Source organism: Herbaspirillum sp. WGmk3, assembly GCF_023952535.1.
In the GTDB taxonomy this organism is placed as follows: domain Bacteria; phylum Pseudomonadota; class Gammaproteobacteria; order Burkholderiales; family Burkholderiaceae_D; genus Herbaspirillum; species Herbaspirillum huttiense.
On sequence record NZ_JAKYWT010000001.1, the window covers coordinates 118,931 to 138,122 of the forward strand.

The 19,192-nt window shown below is 61.6% G+C and carries 17 protein-coding genes; 1 reads left to right on the top strand and 16 read right to left on the bottom strand.

Features of this window, described 5'->3' with window-relative positions; translation table 11 throughout:
- The 13 genes from MKD49_RS00455 to ndk all read right to left on the bottom strand — a co-directional run bounded on the left by MKD49_RS00455 (position 1) and on the right by ndk (position 14,574).
- A complete protein-coding gene (locus MKD49_RS00455) occupies positions 1-1,161 on the bottom strand; it encodes an ATP phosphoribosyltransferase regulatory subunit (protein WP_134135982.1) in 1,161 nt (386 codons plus the stop codon).
- Positions 1,162-1,432: 271 nt separating this feature from the next.
- Entirely contained in the window at positions 1,433-2,326 is an 894-nt protein-coding gene (gene hflC, locus MKD49_RS00460; protein ID WP_121041883.1) for a protease modulator HflC, read from the bottom strand.
- Positions 2,326-3,684, bottom strand: a complete 1,359-nt coding sequence (gene hflK, locus MKD49_RS00465) for an FtsH protease activity modulator HflK (RefSeq protein WP_121041885.1) — start codon at positions 3,682-3,684, stop codon at positions 2,326-2,328. The genes hflC and hflK overlap by 1 nt, the downstream gene beginning before the upstream one ends.
- Before the next feature lie 89 nt (positions 3,685-3,773).
- Positions 3,774-4,898, bottom strand: a complete 1,125-nt coding sequence (gene hflX / locus MKD49_RS00470; RefSeq protein WP_121041887.1) for a GTPase HflX — start codon at positions 4,896-4,898, stop codon at positions 3,774-3,776.
- Between the two features lie 39 nt (positions 4,899-4,937).
- On the bottom strand, positions 4,938-5,177 hold the full coding sequence (gene hfq / locus MKD49_RS00475) for an RNA chaperone Hfq (RefSeq protein ID WP_006463311.1): 240 nt from the start codon (positions 5,175-5,177) through the stop codon (positions 4,938-4,940).
- 139 nt (positions 5,178-5,316) lie between these two features.
- The gene (der, locus tag MKD49_RS00480) at positions 5,317-6,660 is read right to left on the bottom strand and encodes a ribosome biogenesis GTPase Der (protein WP_039785362.1); all 1,344 of its coding nucleotides are present in this window, start codon (positions 6,658-6,660) and stop codon (positions 5,317-5,319) included.
- Positions 6,661-6,692: 32 nt separating this feature from the next.
- Positions 6,693-7,892 (bottom strand): outer membrane protein assembly factor BamB, encoded by a 1,200-nt coding sequence (bamB, locus tag MKD49_RS00485; protein WP_039785361.1) that lies wholly within the window; start codon positions 7,890-7,892, stop codon positions 6,693-6,695.
- Between the two features lie 140 nt (positions 7,893-8,032).
- Complete coding sequence (locus tag MKD49_RS00490; protein WP_252695153.1) at positions 8,033-8,677, bottom strand: tetratricopeptide repeat protein; 645 nt, start codon at positions 8,675-8,677, stop codon at positions 8,033-8,035.
- Positions 8,678-8,722: 45 nt separating this feature from the next.
- Positions 8,723-10,078: a histidine--tRNA ligase gene (hisS, locus tag MKD49_RS00495; RefSeq protein WP_204726643.1), complete on the bottom strand. Its 1,356-nt coding sequence runs from the start codon at positions 10,076-10,078 to the stop codon at positions 8,723-8,725.
- A 130-nt stretch (positions 10,079-10,208) separates the two neighbouring features.
- On the bottom strand, positions 10,209-11,471 hold the full coding sequence (ispG, locus tag MKD49_RS00500; RefSeq protein ID WP_121041893.1) for a flavodoxin-dependent (E)-4-hydroxy-3-methylbut-2-enyl-diphosphate synthase: 1,263 nt from the start codon (positions 11,469-11,471) through the stop codon (positions 10,209-10,211).
- Between the two features lie 13 nt (positions 11,472-11,484).
- Entirely contained in the window at positions 11,485-12,579 is a 1,095-nt protein-coding gene (locus MKD49_RS00505) for a helix-turn-helix domain-containing protein (protein WP_252695154.1), read from the bottom strand.
- Between the two features lie 300 nt (positions 12,580-12,879).
- Complete coding sequence (rlmN, locus tag MKD49_RS00510; RefSeq protein WP_121041897.1) at positions 12,880-14,052, bottom strand: 23S rRNA (adenine(2503)-C(2))-methyltransferase RlmN; 1,173 nt, start codon at positions 14,050-14,052, stop codon at positions 12,880-12,882.
- A 96-nt stretch (positions 14,053-14,148) separates the two neighbouring features.
- On the bottom strand, positions 14,149-14,574 hold the full coding sequence (gene ndk, locus MKD49_RS00515; protein ID WP_034333977.1) for a nucleoside-diphosphate kinase: 426 nt from the start codon (positions 14,572-14,574) through the stop codon (positions 14,149-14,151).
- Between the two features lie 268 nt (positions 14,575-14,842).
- Between ndk and MKD49_RS00520 the strand changes: the two genes are divergently transcribed.
- Positions 14,843-15,532 (top strand): Bax inhibitor-1/YccA family protein, encoded by a 690-nt coding sequence (locus tag MKD49_RS00520; protein WP_039785351.1) that lies wholly within the window; start codon positions 14,843-14,845, stop codon positions 15,530-15,532.
- A 75-nt stretch (positions 15,533-15,607) separates the two neighbouring features.
- Here the strand turns inward: MKD49_RS00520 and rlmD are convergent, their stop codons facing one another.
- The 3 genes from rlmD to MKD49_RS00535 form a co-directional block, all read right to left on the bottom strand.
- A complete protein-coding gene (gene rlmD, locus MKD49_RS00525; RefSeq protein WP_204726645.1) occupies positions 15,608-16,969 on the bottom strand; it encodes a 23S rRNA (uracil(1939)-C(5))-methyltransferase RlmD in 1,362 nt (453 codons plus the stop codon).
- A gap of 141 nt (positions 16,970-17,110) precedes the next feature.
- The gene (gene rpoS / locus MKD49_RS00530) at positions 17,111-18,124 is read right to left on the bottom strand and encodes an RNA polymerase sigma factor RpoS (protein ID WP_039785345.1); all 1,014 of its coding nucleotides are present in this window, start codon (positions 18,122-18,124) and stop codon (positions 17,111-17,113) included.
- 3 nt (positions 18,125-18,127) lie between these two features.
- Positions 18,128-19,111, bottom strand: a complete 984-nt coding sequence (locus MKD49_RS00535) for a peptidoglycan DD-metalloendopeptidase family protein (RefSeq protein WP_121041901.1) — start codon at positions 19,109-19,111, stop codon at positions 18,128-18,130.
- Between the last annotated feature and the right edge of the window lie 81 nt (positions 19,112-19,192).

Sequence of the window (19,192 nt, forward strand, 5' to 3'; positions counted from 1 at the left end):
TCAACCCAAGTTTTTGATAATCCAGTTTCCATTGCTGAAATCGAGTGCGCGATCGCAATCGAATTCGTCCTGATCGTTTTCGTGGCCGGGAAGGCTTTGGATCACGATCTCTCCCGCTTGCCGCAATTGCGCTATTTTCTCACGCAGACCGGCGTCCCTGCCCCAAGGGGCGAGGATGGCGCGCTTTCGTTCTGCGCCCGGCATCAGTCGTGCCAGTTCACGCAGGTCCAAGGAGAAGCCGGTGGCCGGCCGTGCACGGCCGAAGGCTTCACCCACATGGTCGTAGCGGCCGCCGCGCACCACCGCATTGGGCAGGCCCGGCACATAGGCTGAGAACATCACGCCGCTGTGGTAATGATAGCCGCGCAGGTCGGCCAGATCGATGGTGACAGCCGCGCCTTCATGGCCGGCTGCCAGTTCCACTACGGCCTGCAGCTCGTCGAGCGCCTGGCCAATGCCGGGCAGCGCCGGCAAGGTGATGCGTGCGCGCGCGATGACCGAAATGTCGCCGTACAGGTTGGGCAGCGCCAGCAAGGCTGCGCGCGTGCCTTCCTGATAGGAGGCGGTGATTTCCTTCAAGCCCGGCACATCCTTGGCCTGCAGCAGGCCGAAGAGCTGGGCTTCATCACGCTTGGCACCGGCATCGTTGGCAATGATGGCGCGCAGCACGCCGACGTGGCACAGGTCCAGGCGGATGGTGCGCATGCCGGCCAGGGCCAGCGAATTGAGGGCCAGTTCCTGGATCTCGGCATCGGCTTCGATGCCGGCATGGCCATAGATCTCGGCACCGATCTGGATCGGTTCGCGGGTAGCGTGCAAGCCCGTCGGGCGCGTATGCAGGACGCTGCCGGCATAGCACAGGCGGGTGACCGAGGCACGATTGAGCAGGTGGGCGTCGATGCGCGCCACTTGCGTGGTCATGTCGGCGCGTACGCCCAGGGTGCGGCCGGAGAGCTGGTCGACCAGCTTGAAGGTGCGCAGGTCGGTATCCTGGCCGGCACCGGTGAGCAGCGATTCGAGGTACTCCAGCAGCGGCGGCATGACCATTTCATAGCCATAGAGGCGGAAATTGTCGAGCAGGCGCCGGCGCAGTTCCTCGATCTTGCGCGCTTCGGAGGGCAAGACATCGGCGATGTTTTCGGGAAGAAGCCAGTTAGGCATAAACAAAAGTCAAAGCAGAAAAAAACGGTTTGCGTACTTGCGTGGTTCAGACAGCCAGATCAGAAGCAGCCGCCCAGACGAACAATCGGGGCGGTCCGGGAATGCCTGCCGCCCCTCTTCTTGCACGTCGGGAAAATTGCACCCCGGCACATTGTGTCCGACCAAAAAAGGAAAGATGCCCTTTACCAGCGGCATCCATCCGGTTTGCCCTGGCCGCCGGAAATACGCGGCGGCGCAGAACTGTTCACATTATCGCCTGATAAGCGGATTTTTACTTCTTCGCAGCGCTGGAATTGCCGCCGCCGACTCCCTTGAAGTACTTGAAGAACTCCGAGCTCGGATCGACCACCATCACATCGTGACGGTTCTTGAAGCTGGCACGGTAGGCTTCAAGGCTGCGATAGAACTTGTAAAAGTCCGGGTTCTGGCCGAAGGCCTGGGCGTAGATCTGGGACGCCTTGGCGTCGCCGGCACCACGGATCTTTTCGGATTCACGATAGGCTTCGGCCAGGATCACCACGCGCTGGCGATCGGCGTCGGCACGAATCTTTTCGGATTCGGCAGCACCCGTGGAACGCAGCTCATTGGCGACTCGCACACGTTCGGACTTCATGCGTTCGAACACCGAGTTGTTGATCTGGTCCACGTAGTCCACACGGCGCAGGCGCACGTCGATGACTTCCACGCCGATCTGCTTGGCTTCGTTGGCCACCCGGGCCTGGATGGCATCCATGACGTTGTTGCGCTGGCTGGAAATCACTTCGCGCACGGTGCGCTTGGTGATTTCATCGTTCAGCGCCGCTTTGACGATCTGCGACAGGCGATCTTGCGTGCGGCGCTCGTCGGCACCGAAGCTGACGAAGTACAGGCGAGGATCGACGATGCGCCACTTGACGTAGGCATCGACCAGCACGTTCATCTTTTCGGCGGTAATGAAACGGTCGGCGTCAGGGGTATCCAGGGTCTGGATGCGCTTGTCCAAGTACATCACGTTCTGGAACGGCGGCGGCAGCTTGAAGTGCAGGCCGGGTTCGCTGATGACCTGCTTGACTTCACCCAGGGCAAAGACGATGGCCGAGGAACGCTGGTCGACCACGAAGATGGTGGATGAAGCCAGCCAGATCGCCACGACGGCGACGATGACGGAAGTGACGAGGCGGCCCATCAGCGCACCTCCCTATCACGCGCATCACGGGGATCGCGGTTTCTCGAATCTCGCATCAGCTCGGAAGAATACACAGTGTCGTTTCCTGCAGTCGAAGTGGTGGACGCCGCGCCCGCCGAAGGCTGCACGGTCGACGATGCCGGGGCCTTGCCGCTGGCCGGGGCCGCATCGCCGGCACTTTGCTGGATCAGCTTGTCCAGCGGCAGGTACAGCAGGTTGCTGCCATTCTTGGCATCGACCATGACCTTGGTGGTATTGGCGAAGATCTGCTGCATGGTTTCCAGGTACATGCGGTCGCGGGTGACGGCCGGGGCCTTGGCATAGGCTTCCTGCACCTGGGTGAAGCGCGAGGCATCACCTTCGGCGTTGGCGGTCACGCGGGAGCGGTAGGCTTCGGCTTCTTCCAGCAGGCGCGAGGCGGCACCGGAGGCGCGCGGAATCACGTCGTTGGCATAGGCCTGGCCTTCGTTCTTGAGGCGCTCACGGTCCTGGCCGGCCTTGACGGCGTCGTCGAAGGCGGCTTGCACCTGTTCAGGCGGTTGCACGCCCTGCATGGTGACGTTGGTGATCTGCACGCCGGACTTGTAGCGATCCAGGATCTGCTGCATGCGCTGGCTCACGTCGAGCGCCACCTTTTCACGCCCTTCGTAGAGGACGAAGTCCATCTTGCTGCGGCCGACGATTTCACGGATGGCCGTTTCGGCAACCTGGCGCACGGAATCATCCGGGTCACGGTTGTTGAACAGCCATTCGGCGGCATTCTTGAGCTTGTACTGAACGGCAAACTGGATATCGATGATGTTTTCATCATCGGTCAGCATCAGGGATTCCTTCAACTGCTTGTTGCGCACGTTGCCGCGATAGCCGATCTCGGCAGTGCGGACCTGCGACATGTTGACAATCTCGTGGCCCTGGATGGGATACGGCCAGCGCCAGTTGAAGCCTGGCAGCGTGGTATGGCTGTAGCGGCCGAAGGTGGTGACCACGGCAGTCTGGCCTTCCTGAACGATGAAGAAGCCGCTGGCCAGCCAGAGGAAGGCCACGATCACGGCGATCACGCCCACGCCGATGCCGGCACCCTTGACGTCGCCACGATTGAAGCCGCCGCCACCGTTGCCGCCGTCGGAACCACCACCGCCCTTGCGGCCCAACAGGCCGGCGATGCGCTGGTTGAAGTCGCGCCAGAGCTGGTCGAGGTCAGGCGGGCCGTCGTTGTTGCCGGACGGTTTTTCGGGCCGTTTGTCGCCGTTACTTCCGTTATTCTGATTCTCGCGGTTGTCGTTTTGCGAACCACGTCCCCATTGGGGGTCGTTCAACGAAAACTTGACACCGATTTTCCTGAATAAAGACACAAGCATGCGTTTGCGTTCCGGCTGAAGTGATGGATTAAGAGAATCTAGGAGGAATGCGCGCCAGGAACGTGCAACGAACCGTCCCCTCGAACGGCTCAAGCGTGCATGTCTTCGGAATCGACTGGCTGGGAACGGCTGCGACCCCTGGCCTCCAAGGCGGCCTTGAGCGAAGCGGCGATCGCTTCGCGCAGCAGATCCAGGCCAGCACCAGACTTGGCACTGACGAAAACCCGCTGGATTTTACCATACTCGTCATACTCGACCGTCGGTTCCAGACCGGCGGCGTCGATCTTGTTCCAGACCAGGATCTGCGGCACGTGGTCGGCACCGATTTCCTTCAGGACCAGGTTGACCTGCTCGATCTGCTCCATGCGCACCGGGCTGGCGGCATCCACCACATGCAGCAGCAAGTCGGCGTGGATGGTCTCTTCCAGGGTGGCACGGAAAGCCTCGACCAGCTGGTGAGGCAGTTCGCGGATGAAACCCACGGTGTCGGAGATCACCACGTGCCCGACCTCGCCCAGGTAGACGCGACGGGAAGTCGTGTCCAGTGTGGCGAAAAGCTGGTTGGCGGCATACACGCCGGCCTTGGCCAGCGAGTTGAAGATGGTCGACTTGCCGGCGTTGGTATAACCCACCAGCGAGACCGAGAAGGTTTCACTGCGTCCGCGCGCTCGGCGCTGCGTGGCGTGTTGCCGGCGCAGCTTGGCCAGCACCGCACGCAGCGCCTTGACGCGCTCGCCCAGCAGGCGGCGGTCGGTTTCCAGCTGGGTTTCACCGGGACCGCGCAGGCCGATACCGCCCTTCTGCCGCTCCAGGTGGGTCCAACCGCGAATGAGGCGGGTAGCCAGGTGCTGCAGCTGGGCCAGTTCGACCTGCACCTTGCCCTCGTGACTCTTGGCCCGTTGGGCGAAGATGTCGAGGATCAGGCTGGTACGGTCGAGCACACGCACCTTCAGCACCCGCTCCAGGTTACGTTGCTGGGCCGGTGAAAGAGCGTGATTGAAAATGACCAGTTCGAGCTGGAGGTCGGCGACGGCGTCAGCGACTTCTTGCGCCTTGCCGGTACCAACGAAGAGAGCGGCATCCGGACTGGCACGGCGGCCGGTGATGGTGATCACCGGTTCCGCACCAGCCGATTTTGCCAGGAGGAAGAGCTCATCCAGACTAGCGGCGAAATCGTTCTTGCCGAAGTCCAGGCCGACTAACGCGGCACGCATGTCAAAATGCCCACGGCGTCAAGCCGGCCAGGTAGACCATTATTCGTCGGACGAGGATTCGAGACTGAGGTTGACCGCACGTGCAGGCACGACGGTAGAGATGGCGTGTTTGTAAACCATTTGCGTAACGGTGTTGCGCAGCAGGACCACGTATTGATCGAAAGACTCCACATGGCCTTGCAGCTTGATGCCGTTGACCAGATAGATAGAGACGGGAACGTGCTCTTTTCTCAATGCGTTCAGGAATGGGTCTTGTAACAATTGCCCTTTGTTGCTCATGGCAGCTCCACGGTGTTGTTGTGATTAGGACTTGGAGGCACTTCAAGGAAAATCAAGTGCTTGACCAACTTTATGCTATTCAATTTAAACGATTTTCGCTCCAACGCCAAAAACATTGATCGAATAGCAGGATTTACGATTATTTTTCCTGCCGGATGAAAGGATTCTTGCCCGACCTGAACTCGATACGCAGTGGAGTGCCCACCAGAGAGAAAGTTTCCCTGAAGTGCTTTTCCAGATAACGTTTGTAGTTGTCGTCGATGGCTTCCAGTGCATTGCCGTGGATCACCACCACCGGCGGATTCTGGCCACCTTGGTGAGCATAGCGCAGCTTGGGGCGGATCGAACCCTTGCGGCGCGGCTGCTGGTGCTCCAGCGCCTCTTCCAGTGCGCGCGTGAGGCGCGGGGTGCTCAGCTTGGCCATGGCGGCAGCATAGGCCGAGTCGATGGACTTCATCAGCGGACCGATGCCGGTCGACTTCAGGGCAGAGATGAAGTGGAACTTGGCGAAGGAAAGGAAATTCAGTTTGCGCTCCAGATCCATCTTGATCTGGTTGCGCTGGTCGCTTTCCATGCCATCCCATTTGTTCACACCCACCACCAGCGCCCTGCCCGACTCCAGCACGAAACCGGCGATGTGGGCATCCTGCTCGGAAATATCCTGCTGCGCATCCAGCAGCAGCAGCACGACGTTGGCGTCCGAAATCGATTTCAGGGTCTTGACCACGGAAAACTTCTCGATGGCCTCGAAGACCTTGCCACGGCGGCGGATACCGGCGGTGTCGATCAGGGTGTAATGACGCCCTTCGCGTTCGAAGGGAATCTCGATGGAATCACGGGTCGTGCCCGGCATGTCGAAGGCGATCACGCGCTCTTCGCCCAGCAGGGTATTGACCAAAGTCGACTTGCCCACGTTGGGACGGCCGACGATTGCAATCTTGGTACCGCGCACTGCCGGCTCTTCGGCTTCCGGCTCCTGGGCGCGCTGGGCGTCGACCTGATCCAGGGCTTCTTCCACCAGGTCGGCCACGCCATCACCGTGGGCAGCGGAAATCACGTAAGGATCGCCCATACCCAGCTCATAGAAGTCGGCGGTGACCGAGGTGTACTTCATGCCTTCGGACTTGTTGACCACCAGCAGCACGGAACGGCCGCACTTGCGCAGGAAGTCGGTGATGGTCTTGTCGTGCGGCGTCAATCCCTGGCGGCCGTCGACGATGAACACCACGATGTCGGCCTCGACCACCGCCTGCTTGGTCTGCTTGGCCATCTCATACATGATCCCGTCCTTGGCGACGGGTTCGAAGCCACCGGTATCGATCACCAGGAACGGACGTTCGCCGACCCGGCCTTCGCCGTAGTGACGATCGCGCGTCAGGCCGGGCAGGTCCGCCACCAGCGCATCGCGGCTGCGGGTGAGCCTGTTGAACAACGTCGATTTGCCGACGTTGGGACGGCCTACAAGTGCAATTACCGGTTTCATTTCTTTTCTTGGGGGTCGTTCGTCACTGCCAGTTATTCGGCGACGACGGAGACCACGGTTCCTGATTTGGTTTGGAAAACGACAGACGAGCCGGTCGAAACCGGAGGCGCCTGGACAGCACTGCCGTCGGTAGCCAGACGGGCCACGAAGGCACCATCTTCCCGCGACAGGAAGTGAATATAACCCTGGAAGTCAGCCACCGCCACCGCCTTGCCCACTGCGATCGGGCTGGACAGCTGGCGATTCTTCAGGCGGTCGTTGCGCCAGATGACGGCACCGGTATCGCGTGCGAACTCGGTGACGGCACCATTGACATCGGCCGCATAGACGTAGGCGTCATCCAGATTGACGCCGACATCGCTGGAAAACTCCTTGATCCAGCGCACATTGCCGTTGAGCAAATCGAAGCAACCGATACGCCCCTGGTACGACACCGCACAGATATCACGCGAACCCAGTGCCGGCACGCCCGACACGTCGGAGATGCGTTCCAGTTCGGTGGTACCGCGCGGATCGCCCACCGGGACTTCCCAGCGCGGACCGCCGTTGTTCAGTGCCAGGGCCGACAGACGGCCACCCGGCAGGGCCACGAAGGCGGTCTGCGAACCGATCACGATGCCCGGCGCATTGCGCAGGGTCAGCGACGGCACGTTGCGCTGGACCATCCAGCGCTGGCTGCCATTGTCGGCATCATACGCGGTCACGCGGTTGTCGATGCTGCGAATGACCACCAGGCCCTCGCCCACGGCCGGAGCCGACAGTACTTCGCTGGGTGCCTGAGCGCTCCAGGTCGGCTTGCCGGAGGCAGCATCGAAGGCCTGGATACGGCCCTTCTCGGCCACCACCACCACGGTGCTGCCATCGCTGCCGACACCGGCGGTCAGGTCGCCTTCAGCACGGCTGCGCCACAGGGTCTGGCCGTTCTGGGCGTTGATGCGCACCACGGTGCCATCATTGGCGGCGGCAAACACGCTGCCCGCAGCGAAAGCCGGGCTGAACTGGTAGCTGCCGGCCTTGCCGACCGACACCGTCCAGGCAGCCTGGGCACGCATCTTCTGGGTGAATTCGACCAGCGGGGCCGGCGGATTCGGATCTTTCTTGCTGGAGAACAGCGAGCAGCCGGACAAGGCCACCACGGCGGCCATGGCGGCCACATTCAGCGCCAGCTTGCAGGCGCTACGGGATCGAGCAAAGGATGTTGCCTTGGCAGCAGTGGCTGTCACACTACGCATATTCTGTTTCCTCTAAGCGATGGATGGATTCGCGGTGGGATTGCGATTCAATTCGGGGTTGCATCTGCAACCCGCCAGACCACCGGTGCGCCACAGCGAACCGGGACCCGGAGCATTCTTCAGTGGCGCGAGCGCCGGCCTCAGGCCTTGGGCGCTTCGCCGCCGATGGCGTCGAGCTTGATCTGGATCAGCTGACGACCCGGATCCTTGGCGTCGCTCTTTTCCAGCGCCAGCTTGTAGGCGCTGCGGGCTTCGTCGCGCTTGCCCTGGGCAGCCAGCACATCGCCCTTGCGGTCAGCAATGGCACCCGCGAACTGGGCGGGATAGTCACCCGACAAGACCTTCAGCGCCTCGTCATACGCCTTGGCATCGAGCAGCACGCCCGCAAGGCGCACGGCAGCGATGGCCTTGTATTCCTTGCCACGGCCGTGGTCGATCACCCATTGCAGCTGCTTCTTGGCCGCTTCCAGGTCATTAGCATCGAAGGCCGACTTGGCTGCCACCAGCGCACTCATCTCGGCATAGGCGGTGCCGCTGAACTTGTCCTGGATGTCGGCGGCGGCGCGTTGCACCTTGGCATTGTCCTTGGCCGCCAGCGACTTCTGCTGTTCTTCGTAGAGCACCGAGGCTTGCGCCGACTGGCGGCCCTGGTAGGTATTCCAGCCAGTCCAGCCGGCGTAGGCGGCCAGCGCGATGATCAGCGCCCAGGTCACCAGGTTGCCGTATTTCGCCCACCAGGCCTTGATGGAATCAAGCTGTTCTTGTTCTTCGAGATCGTATGCCATGTAACTCTGCGTTTAGATAAGTTGACGGTCGAGGTGGACGGGTCTTCAGGGGTGATAGTGCACGTGGTCGTGATCATGGTCGTGATCGCCCACGATCTGTTCCACGATGTAGTCGACCACGCCGTCGAAGGCCATGTTGCTCTGGTTGGCACGCCCTTCCTCGGCATTGCCTTCGCGCATGTGCTTGACGGTGGCAGTCCCGGCCTTGAGCTCGTCTTCACCGATGATCACGGCAAAGGCAGCACCGCTGGCGTCGGCGCGCTTCATCTGCGCCTTGAACGAACCACCACCATTGGACGATGCGCAATGTAGCACAACATCGAGCCCGGCAGTCCGCAAACGTTCAGCCAGAACGAAAGATTGCAACTGTGCTTCTTCGCCTTGATGGACCAGATAGACGTCGCACTGGTTCGGTGCATACTGCTCGCCATTGGCCTTCATCAGCTCCAGCAGGCGTTCCACGCCCATGGCGAAGCCACAGGCCGGGGTCGGCTTGCCGCCGAACATTTCGATCAGCGGATCGTAGCGTCCACCGCCGCAGACCGTGCCCTGCGAGCCCAGCTGGTCGGTGACCCACTCGAACACGGTACGGTTGTAGTAGTCCATGCCACGCACCAGGCGCGGGTTGATGGTGAAGGGAATGTTGTTGTGGCGCAGGATCTTCTGCACGCCCTCGAAGTGCGCGCGCGATTCTTCACCCAGGTAATCCAGCAGCTTGGGGGCGGCGTTCACCATCTCCTGCATGGCAGGATTCTTGGTATCCAGGATGCGCAGCGGGTTGGCGTGCAGGCGGCGCTGGGCGTCGGTGTCCAGCAGTTCCTTGTGCTGTTCGAAGTAGGCGATCAGGTCGGCACGGTGCTTGTTGCGCTCTTCGGCGTTGCCGATGGAGTTCAGTTCCAGGCGAATGTCGGACAGGCCCAGGTCATCCCACAGGCGCTGGCACATCATGATCAGTTCGGCATCAATGTCCGGGCCGCTGAAACCCACGGCTTCGGCGCCGACCTGATGGAACTGGCGATAACGGCCGCGCTGCGGACGCTCATGGCGGAACATGGGGCCGACATACCACAGGCGCTTGGGACCGTCATAGGTCAGGTTGTGTTCCAGGGCAGCACGCACTACGCCGGCGGTGTTTTCCGGGCGCAAAGTCAGGTTGTCGCCGTTCATGGAATCGGTGAAGGAATACATTTCCTTCTCGACGATGTCGGTCACCTCGCCCAGGCCGCGCGCGAACAGCGCGGTCGGCTCGACGATGGGGGTGCGGATCTGCTGGAAACCGTAGCTCTTGAGTACCGATTGCACGGTGTTCTCGAACAGCTCCCACAACGGGGCGTCCGCCGGCAGGATGTCATTCATGCCTTTGACGCCAACGATTTTTTCGACTTTCTTTTGTTCTGACATACCGAAACCCGGAGTTTTTACTTTTTACTTCATTTCTGGAAACTGGTATCTGACGCATCTTTCGTGCGACGCACCAGCGCAAGTGTACTGCATGGCCCGCAACGCCCTATGGTGGCGGGCTCCACGGTGGTCAGGAATGGCTGCCCTGACCGTAATGCGATTCGACATATTCCAGCACCACCGTCTGGAATTCCTCGGCGATGCGTTCGCCGCGCAGGGTCATCTTCTTTTCGCCATCGATGAACACCGGTGCCGCCGGCGACTCGCCGGTGCCCGGCAGGCTGATGCCAATGTTGGCGTGCTTGGACTCACCGGGGCCATTGACGATGCAGCCCATGACGGCCACGTTCATGGCTTCCACGCCGGGATACTTGCCCTTCCAGACCGGCATCTGCTCGCGCAGGAAGGTCTGGATCTTGTCGGCCAGGTCCTGGAACACGGTCGAGGTGGTGCGGCCACAACCCGGGCAGGCGATCACCATCGGGGTGAACTTGCGCAAGCCCATGGTCTGCAGGATTTCCTGGCCGACCACCACTTCCTTGGTCCGGTCGCCGCCCGGCTCGGGGGTCAGCGAGATGCGGATGGTGTCGCCGATGCCTTCCTGCAGCAGCACCGACAGCGCCGCCGTGGAGGCCACGATGCCCTTGCTGCCCATACCGGCCTCGGTCAGGCCCAGGTGCAGGGGGTATTCGCAGCGGCGCGCCAGTTCACGATAGACCGCAATGAGGTCCTGCACGCCGGAAACTTTGCAGGACAGGATGATCTTGTCACCCGACATGCCCAGCTCCTCGGCGCGCTGGGCGTTCTCGATGGCAGAGGTGACCAAGGCTTCATACATCACCGCCTGGGCCGACCACGGCTCGGCACGACCAGCGTTTTCGTCCATGATGCGCGCCAGCAGCGCCTGGTCAAGGCTGCCCCAGTTCACGCCGATGCGCACCGGCTTGTCGTACTTGCAGGCCACTTCGATCATCTGGGCGAACTGGGTATCGCGCTTGGCGCCCTTGCCCACGTTGCCGGGATTGATCCGGTACTTGGAGAGCGCCTGGGCACACTCCGGATAATCGGTCAGCAGGGTGTGGCCGTTGTAGTGGAAATCGCCCACCAGTGGCACATCCACGCCCATGCGGTCGAGCTGCTCGCGAATGGCCGGCACGGCAGCGGCGGCCTCCGGCGTATTGACGGTCAGGCGCACGATCTCGGAGCCGGCCCGGGCCAGTTCCTTGATCTGGATGGCCGTCCCGATGGCATCCGCAGTGTCGGTGTTGGTCATGGATTGCACCATGACCGGGGCACCACCACCCACGATGATCTCGCGCGCCCCATGGCTGATGACCACGCGGCGGCTGTTGCGGCGGGCCAGCGGCCCGGAGGCGATCGGGAAGGAAGACATGATGGCAGTCGACTCAGTTCAGGTTCAGGCGTGCAACATTGCTGCCGCCCGGGGTTTTCAGGTCCAGCGGCTGGCCGCGCAGGCTGGCGTCAACACCGGCGGCGTTGCCGATGATCAGGGTCGTGGCGTCCGAAACATCAAAGGTCTCGGTGGTGCCGGCCTTGAGCAGGCGCGAAATCACGGTGCTCTTGTCGGCACGCCGGATTTCCACCCAGGAATCCTCGCGGAAGGTCAGGCGCAGCAAATCCTTGCTGTTGACGATGTTCAGGCCACTGGGGACAGTAGTCGAGGCCATCTGGGCGGGCGCAGCCGATGCGGCAGACGCAGCCGCCGGGGCCGGCGTGGATGCCGGCTGGCTGGCTGCCGGCGTGGCAGCCTGAACCGGTTCCGGCTTGGCCGCCACCGGGGCCTGAGCTACCGGTGCGGGTGCCTCCGCAACGGGAGCAGCAGGCTTGGCGGGCTCCTCGGCGGGTGCGGACGTGATTGTTTCAACGCGGGCATTCACCGGTGTCTCGGTGGAAGAAGCGGTCTCGGCCGACTGCACATTCTGCGCATCCGGAGAAGTGCCCGACGCTGCTGCTGCCTCCTCGTGATGCGATTTGAGGAAGGCCAACTGCGGCACATTGGCACCGAGTTCAGTCCAGCGCACGGCTGCCGCGCCTGCCAACAGGGCGACCACCACCACACCGGCGACGATGGGCAAGGCCGAGCTGTTGCCGCGCGTGCTCATCATCATGGCCGGCAGCGGACCTTCCGAGAACGGCGTGGAGAGCTGGTGCTGCGGCACGATGTGGTCGCGCTGCTGCACGGCCGACTCCTGCGGCAAGGAAGCCGTCACGGCATTCACATCCAGCCCCAGCACCTTGGCATAGCTGCGCACGAAACCGCGCGCCACGGCCAGGCCGGGCAAGGCTGCGTAGTTATCCGCTTCGATCGCCAGGATCTGGCGCGGGGCCAGCTTCACCAGGCTGGCTGCCTGCTCGATGGTCCAGCCCTTCTTCTGACGCGCTGCCGCCAGCGCGGCGCCGGGCAAGACCTGGGCCGGGGACGATGGACCAGGATCTTGCGGTTGCTGCGACGACATTTCGTTCATTTGTTGATCACTCATCAAATGCTCCACATGGAAAAGCTTTTTTTAGCCGGCCCTGGCCGGATTCTTCTGGAGCGTCCCTGCGCGGCACCTGCCGCGTCCCTCCGGGGAAATTCGACAACTTCAGCCCATCCTGAACCATAACGGCAGAATGGACGATCATTTCAGCAAAAACACAAAAAGGACGTGCGATGCCTGCGCCCCAGCGCAACATCGACGCCCCCGTTACCCATTCTGTAAAAAGCGGCAGCTGATCCCTCGCCGTGGCGGCGAAGGCTGGTACCGCAGGACCAGCAAGGACATGGGACCACCCTGCCGTCACCCGGAGATCTCCACGATGCGGCCAAAGTCCTTGCCGAACTTGGCCTGGTATTCGGCCATTTTCTGCATGCGTTCCTGCACCCGCGTACGATCCTTCACTTCACCGGCCAGCTGGCCGCAGGCGGCATCGATGTCGTCGCCACGGGTCTTGCGGATGGTGGTCACGATGCCAGCATCCATCAGGATCTGCGCAAACGCCTTGATGCGCGGATTGTGCGAGCGCTTCAAGCCCGACTCGGGGAAGGGATTGAAGGGAATCAGGTTGAACTTGCAGGGGATGGCGGTCTCGCCTTCCTTCACCAGCGCGACCAGTTCGCGCGCATGGGTGTCGGTGTCGTTGACGCCATCGAGCATGCAGTACTCGAAGGTGATGAAGTCGCGCGGCGCGAATTCCAGATAGCGCTTGCAGGCCAGCATCAGCTCGCGCAGCGGGTGCTTGCGGTTCAGCGGAATGAGGGAATCGCGCAGCACATCGTTGGACGCGTGCAGCGAGACAGCCAGCGCCACCGGGCACTCCTGCGACAGCTTGTCGATCATCGGCACCACGCCGCTGGTGGAGAGCGTGACGCGGCGGCGCGACAGGCCATAGGCATTGTCGTCCAGCATCAGGCGCAAGGCGGTCACGGTCGGCTCAAAGTTGAGCAGCGGCTCGCCCATGCCCATCATCACCACGTTGGTGATCTGGCGCTCGCCCTTGGGGCCGCCTTCGATACCCTTGGTCTTGCGCAATTCGAATTCCGCCATCCACAGCTGGCCGATGATTTCGGCCACGGTCAGATTGCGGTTGAAGCCCTGCTTGCCGGTGGAGCAGAAGCGGCAATTCACGGCACAGCCCGCCTGCGTCGAAACGCACAGCGTGCCGCGGTTTTCTTCAGGAATGAACACGGTTTCCACCGCGTTGCCCTGGCCCACGTCGACCAGCCACTTGCGTGTGCCGTCGGTGGAGGTATGGTCGCTGATGATGGCCGGCGCACGGACTTCGGCGCGGGTCTTCAGCTTGTCGCGCAGCGATTTGGCCAGGTCGGTCATCTGATCGAAATCAGACACGCCGAACTGGTGTATCCATCGCTGCAACTGCTTTGCACGAAACGGCTTCTCACCCAACTCGCCGCAGTAGGCGACGAGTTGCGCGGGATCCATATCCAGCAGATTGGTGAGAGCTGTAGTCATGATGCTTGCGGTCGGGACCAAGGCAGAAAGACGCGGCAGGGATTGCAGCGCCGGTTTCCGCCCCGGCCCGGAAGACCGATGAAAAACAGGAACAGATTAGCGCGAATAAACGTTCAGTGCCGGGAAGAAGTAGGCGATTTCGCCCTTGGCGGTTTCTTCAGCGTCCGAACCGTGCACGGCGTTGGCGTCGATGGAGTCAGCGAAGTCGGCGCGGATGGTGCCCTTTTCAGCCTTCTTCGGATCGGTTGCGCCCATCAGGTCGCGGTTCTTCAGGATGGCGCCTTCGCCTTCCAGCACCTGGATCATCACCGGGCCGGAGATCATGAAGTCCACCAGGTCCTTGAAGAAAGGACGCTCACGGTGCACAGCGTAGAAACCTTCGGCTTCAGCGCGCGACAGTTGGGCCATGCGAGCAGCGACGACCTTCAGGCCGGCGTTTTCGAAACGGCTGTAGATTTGACCGATCACGTTCTTGGCGACGGCGTCGGGCTTGATAATCGACAGGGTGCGTTCAATTGCCATGAGAAAAACTCCAATAAAAATAAAGGCTTAAAGCCAATAATTGTTAATTCAATGAACCTTGTATTTTAGCATGAAACCATCAGATATCATGTCAATTCACCTGCTTTGACACGGCATACGGGCAGTAGCGCATTGAAATCAGCCAGGATGCGCGAGATAACGGCCTCAGATAAAGTGCCCGCATCTCGAACCAGAGCGAGGGAAGACTTGTCTTAGCAGTGAGCCATCGTGCTATTCTCTGGCTCGCATTCAACGCTTCGGAGGACATATGAATCAACTGGACACGACCTTCGGCCACTCGACCACGAGCCTGGCCACCCGCAACCGCGTTCTGCGCAACACCTACTGGCTGCTGGCGCTGTCGATGATCCCGACCGTGCTGGGCGCCTGGCTGGGCGTGCAGATGCATTTCAGCCTGTTTGCCGCCAGCCCGATGATCGGCTTCGTGCTGTTCCTGGCGATCGCCTTCGGCTTCTTCTACGCCATCGAGAAAACCAAGAATACCGGCTGGGGCGTGGCTTTCCTGCTGGGCTTCACTTTCTTCATGGGCCTGATGCTGTCGCGCCTGATCGAGTACACGCTGGGCTTCTCCAACGGTGCTGGACTGATCATGACAGCCTTTGGCGGCACCGCCATCATCTTCTGCGGCATGGCCACCATCGCCACCGTCTCCAAGCGTGACTTCTCGGGCATGGGCAAGTGGCTCTTCGCAGGCGTGCTGGTGATCCTGGTGGCTTCGCTGGCCAACATCTTCCTGCACCTGCCGGCGCTGCAACTGACCATCTCGGTGGTGGCCATCGCCATCTTCTCGGCTTACATCCTGTATGACGTGCAACAGGTGGTCAACGGCGGCGAAACCAACTACATTTCGGCCACGCTGGCGATCTACCTGGACGTCTACAACGTCTTTGCCAACCTGCTGTCCATCCTGGGCATCGTTGGCGGCAACCGAGACTGATCTCGCGAATATTGCTTCAAATGAAATAAAAATGCCGGCGCAAGCCGGCATTTTTTTCGTCTGCTGCCCTCGACCTCACTCGGGCAGATCGAACACGGCGATGGATTCCACGTGGGCCGTATGCGGGAACATGTTCACTACGCCAGCATACTTGAGCGCATAACCGCCGAGATGCACCAGCATGCCGGCGTCACGCGCCAGCGTGGCCGGGTTGCAGGAGACGTAGACGATACGCTTGGGCTTCAGGTGCTGCTGTTCCGGCGGCAATTCCACGAGGGCCTTGCAGACTTCCATGGCACCTTCGCGTGGCGGGTCGATCAGCATGCGATCGAACTTGCCCAGCGCCACGAAATCCTCCGGCTTGGCTTCGAACAGGTTGCGACAATAGAAACTGGTCTTGGCATCGACGCCATTGACCTTGGCATTGTCCAGTGCGCGCTCGGTCAGGGCCGTGCTGCCTTCGATCCCGACCACTTCGCGTGCCAAGGTAGCGATGGGCAGCGTGAAGTTACCCAAGCCGCAAAACAGGTCAGCCACGCGATCCTGCGGCTGCACATCCAGCAGGCGCAGCGCACGGGCCACCAGAACGCGGTTGATCTGGTGATTCACCTGGGTAAAATCGGTCGGCTTGAACGGCATGCGGATACCGAATTCAGGCAAGGTGTACTGCAGGCGCGATTCGGCGGGATAGTATGGCGCTGCCGTATCCGGTCCCTTGGTCTGCAGCCACCATTCGATCTTGTGCTCGTCGGCAAAGGTCTTGAGCAGGGTTTCATCGGCCGGGCTCAGCGCCTCCATGATGCGCAACACCAGTACGGTAACCTTGTTGCCATCGTCGCCCTCACCTACAGCCAGCTCGATCTGCGGCATGCGATCACGAATCGACAGCGCCGCCACCAGTTCACGCAGCGGCACCAGCATGGCCGACACATTGGGCGGCAGGATTTCACAAGTCTTCATATCGGCGATGAAGGACGAGCGCTTTTCATGGAAGCCCACCAGCACCCCACCCTTCTTGGCCACGTGGCGCACCGAGATGCGGGCGCGATAGCGATAACCCCAGGTGGGACCATAGATGGGACGCAGCATGACCTCGGCCTTGGTCTTGCCCAGGTGCCAGAGGTTGTCTTCCAGCACGCGCTGCTTCATGGCGACCTGGGCCGACGGCTCCAGATGCTGCATGGCACAGCCGCCGCAGGTGCCGAAATATTCGCACCTGGGCTTCACCCGCAGCGAGGACTCGCTATGCAGCGTGGTCATCACGCCCGCTTCCCACTTGGGCTTCTTGCGATAGGACTGAAAACTGACCCGCTCGCCCGGCAGCGCGCCTTCGACGAAGATGACCTTGCCTTGCGTGCCATCCTCGTTTTGGAGGTGACCAACGCCGCGCCCGTCCATGTCGAGCGACTTGATTTCAATGATGATGTCTTGTTGCATGAGGGAAACCACAGGGTAGGACCGAAGCCCGCTGCCGAAAACAAAAGCGGTATTGTCCGCGATCCGGGACCGCGAGGGAAGCAGCAAGCGCATCCGGACCGCGCCGGCCCGCGAAAACCACTGCAATTTAGAGGAAGCGCCCTAGAACAACGCGTCGCGGCTCACGCCGCGCGAGGTCAGCAGCCGCTTGAGCTTGACCAAAGCCTCCTGCTGCACCTGGCGCACACGCTCACGAGTGATGCCCATTTCGCCCGCCAGTTGCTCCAGCGTCGAGGGATCGTCGTTGTCCAAGCCGAAGCGGCGGGCCACCACGACACGTTGCTTTTCGGACAAGCTCTTGAGCCATTCCCGGATCAGCAAGGCCATTTCCTGGCTTTCGGCACGGGTGTCAGGATGCTCTTCAACCGCACTGGGCAAGAGATCCATCAGGCTGGCCTGCGGGTCGTTATCCAGCGGGGTGTCCAGCGAGGCTGCATGTTCGGACAGGGCCAGCACATCCTGCACCTCTTCCACCGGGCGGTCTACCAGGTGCGCGATGTCTTCGGCGCTGGCGTCTCTTCCGTCACGTTGCTGCGCTTCGAGGTGATATTTTGCGCGGAGAATCTGGTTCAGCTCGCGCACCATATGCACGGGAAGCCGCACGGTACGGGCCTGATTCATGATGGCGCGCTCGATGCTCTGGCGGATCCACCAGGTAGCGTAGGTGGAGAAGCGGAAACCGCGCTCAGGCTCGAACTTGTCGATGGCGCGCATCAGGCCGAGGTTGCCCTCTTCGATCAGGTCCAGCAGGGCCACGCCCCGGTTGATGTAGTGCTTGGCGATTGACACCACTAGCCGCAGGTTGTGCTCGATCATCTTCTGGCGCGCCTCGAATTCGCCGGCCTTGGCCTGGGTGGCGAAATGCAGCTCTTCGGCCGCCGTCAACAGCGGCTTGGCACCGATCTTGTTGAGGTAATGCTGGGTGGTGTCGGTGGAGAGTTCGGCGGCGAGCACCTTCTTGAGCTCGTCCACGCCTTCGGCCGGGGCAGCCTCCTGGGGCTGCTCGGCAGCATCGCCGTCAATCACTTCCGGTTCATCGATCTCCTCGATGGGATCGTCCATATCCTCTTCACGAGGGTCTTGGTCTGGCAAGTGATCGCGGCGATTGCTTGTCATACGCTAGCGTGGCGGTAAGTATTTTGAAGGATCAACAGGTTTACCCTGCTGGCGGATCTCGAAATGCAGTTTGACGCTGTCGCTGTCGGACTTGCCCATTTCAGCGATCTTCTGTCCCTTGGTCACCGCCTGGCCTTCCTTGACCAGGATGGTCTTGTTGTGGGCATAGGCCGACAACAAGTTGTTGGTGTGCTTGATGATCACCAGATTGCCATAGCCACGAATGCCGCTGCCGGCATACATAACCTTGCCACCGGCTGCTGCCAGCACGGCCTGGCCATCCTTGCCTGCAATGTCCACACCCTTCTTGCCGCCTTCGAAGGTGCCGACCACCTTGCCGTCGGCCGGCCACATCCAGGTCACGCCTTCATCATCGCTGGCGACCGGCGCCTGGCTGGCTGCCGCCGGCTTGTCCGCCGCATGCGGCACTTCCGGCTTGGCGACAGCCGCAGGGGCTGCAGCAGGTGCGGCTGCCGGTGCAGCATCAGGCTTTTCCAGTTCAGCCAGGGCGCTTTCCGAGTAGGCGCGCTTGTCACCGCGCGGACCAGTCTTGTTGCTGCCCGAGGCCATCGGTGCTGCAGCCGGTGCGGCGGCGCCTGGTGCACCCAGCGGCTTCACATCCAGGCCTGCGCCTGGCGCGGCAGCCACGGTCGCCGTCTGGGCCGGACCGGCACGATCGGGCGGCGCCACGCGCAGCACCTGGTCGACCTTGATGTCGTTCGGGTTGGTCAGATTGTTCCAGGCGACGATGTCGCGCCAGTTCTGCCCGACGTCCAGGGCGATGCGATACAGGGTATCGCCCTTCTTGACCGTGTAATAGCCACGTCCCGACGGGGCCGGCACCACCGGAGCGGCAGCAGCATCGGCCGGCTTGGCGGTGCTCGACGTGCGCTCGACGACGGGCGCCGGCTGCTGATTCGGTGTCGAGCCGCAGGCGGCCAGCAAACTGACGACACTGCCCAATACAGCCAAACGAATTTTCTTCATGCTCTTACGTTAGATTTTGTACGACGCTAGTTGACACGCAGCCAGCGCCAGAAGTTCATCAGGGAAATGCGGCCCCCTCGC

What these genes read in the sequence shown, in the direction of transcription:
- MKD49_RS00455 (WP_134135982.1), bottom strand. Translation starts at nt 1,161, where the DNA reads ATGCCTAACTGGCTTCTTCCCGAAAACATCGCCGATGTCTTGCCCTCC.
- hflC (WP_121041883.1), bottom strand. Translation starts at nt 2,326, where the DNA reads ATGGGCCGCCTCGTCACTTCCGTCATCGTCGCCGTCGTGGCGATCTGG.
- hflK (WP_121041885.1), bottom strand. Translation starts at nt 3,684, where the DNA reads ATGCTTGTGTCTTTATTCAGGAAAATCGGTGTCAAGTTTTCGTTGAAC.
- hflX (WP_121041887.1), bottom strand. Translation starts at nt 4,898, where the DNA reads ATGCGTGCCGCGTTAGTCGGCCTGGACTTCGGCAAGAACGATTTCGCC.
- hfq (WP_006463311.1), bottom strand. Translation starts at nt 5,177, where the DNA reads ATGAGCAACAAAGGGCAATTGTTACAAGACCCATTCCTGAACGCATTG.
- der (WP_039785362.1), bottom strand. Translation starts at nt 6,660, where the DNA reads ATGAAACCGGTAATTGCACTTGTAGGCCGTCCCAACGTCGGCAAATCG.
- bamB (WP_039785361.1), bottom strand. Translation starts at nt 7,892, where the DNA reads ATGCGTAGTGTGACAGCCACTGCTGCCAAGGCAACATCCTTTGCTCGA.
- MKD49_RS00490 (WP_252695153.1), bottom strand. Translation starts at nt 8,677, where the DNA reads ATGGCATACGATCTCGAAGAACAAGAACAGCTTGATTCCATCAAGGCC.
- hisS (WP_204726643.1), bottom strand. Translation starts at nt 10,078, where the DNA reads ATGTCAGAACAAAAGAAAGTCGAAAAAATCGTTGGCGTCAAAGGCATG.
- ispG (WP_121041893.1), bottom strand. Translation starts at nt 11,471, where the DNA reads ATGTCTTCCTTCCCGATCGCCTCCGGGCCGCTGGCCCGCCGCAACAGC.
- MKD49_RS00505 (WP_252695154.1), bottom strand. Translation starts at nt 12,579, where the DNA reads ATGAGTGATCAACAAATGAACGAAATGTCGTCGCAGCAACCGCAAGAT.
- rlmN (WP_121041897.1), bottom strand. Translation starts at nt 14,052, where the DNA reads ATGACTACAGCTCTCACCAATCTGCTGGATATGGATCCCGCGCAACTC.
- ndk (WP_034333977.1), bottom strand. Translation starts at nt 14,574, where the DNA reads ATGGCAATTGAACGCACCCTGTCGATTATCAAGCCCGACGCCGTCGCC.
- MKD49_RS00520 (WP_039785351.1), top strand. Translation starts at nt 14,843, where the DNA reads ATGAATCAACTGGACACGACCTTCGGCCACTCGACCACGAGCCTGGCC.
- rlmD (WP_204726645.1), bottom strand. Translation starts at nt 16,969, where the DNA reads ATGCAACAAGACATCATCATTGAAATCAAGTCGCTCGACATGGACGGG.
- rpoS (WP_039785345.1), bottom strand. Translation starts at nt 18,124, where the DNA reads ATGACAAGCAATCGCCGCGATCACTTGCCAGACCAAGACCCTCGTGAA.
- MKD49_RS00535 (WP_121041901.1), bottom strand. Translation starts at nt 19,111, where the DNA reads ATGAAGAAAATTCGTTTGGCTGTATTGGGCAGTGTCGTCAGTTTGCTG.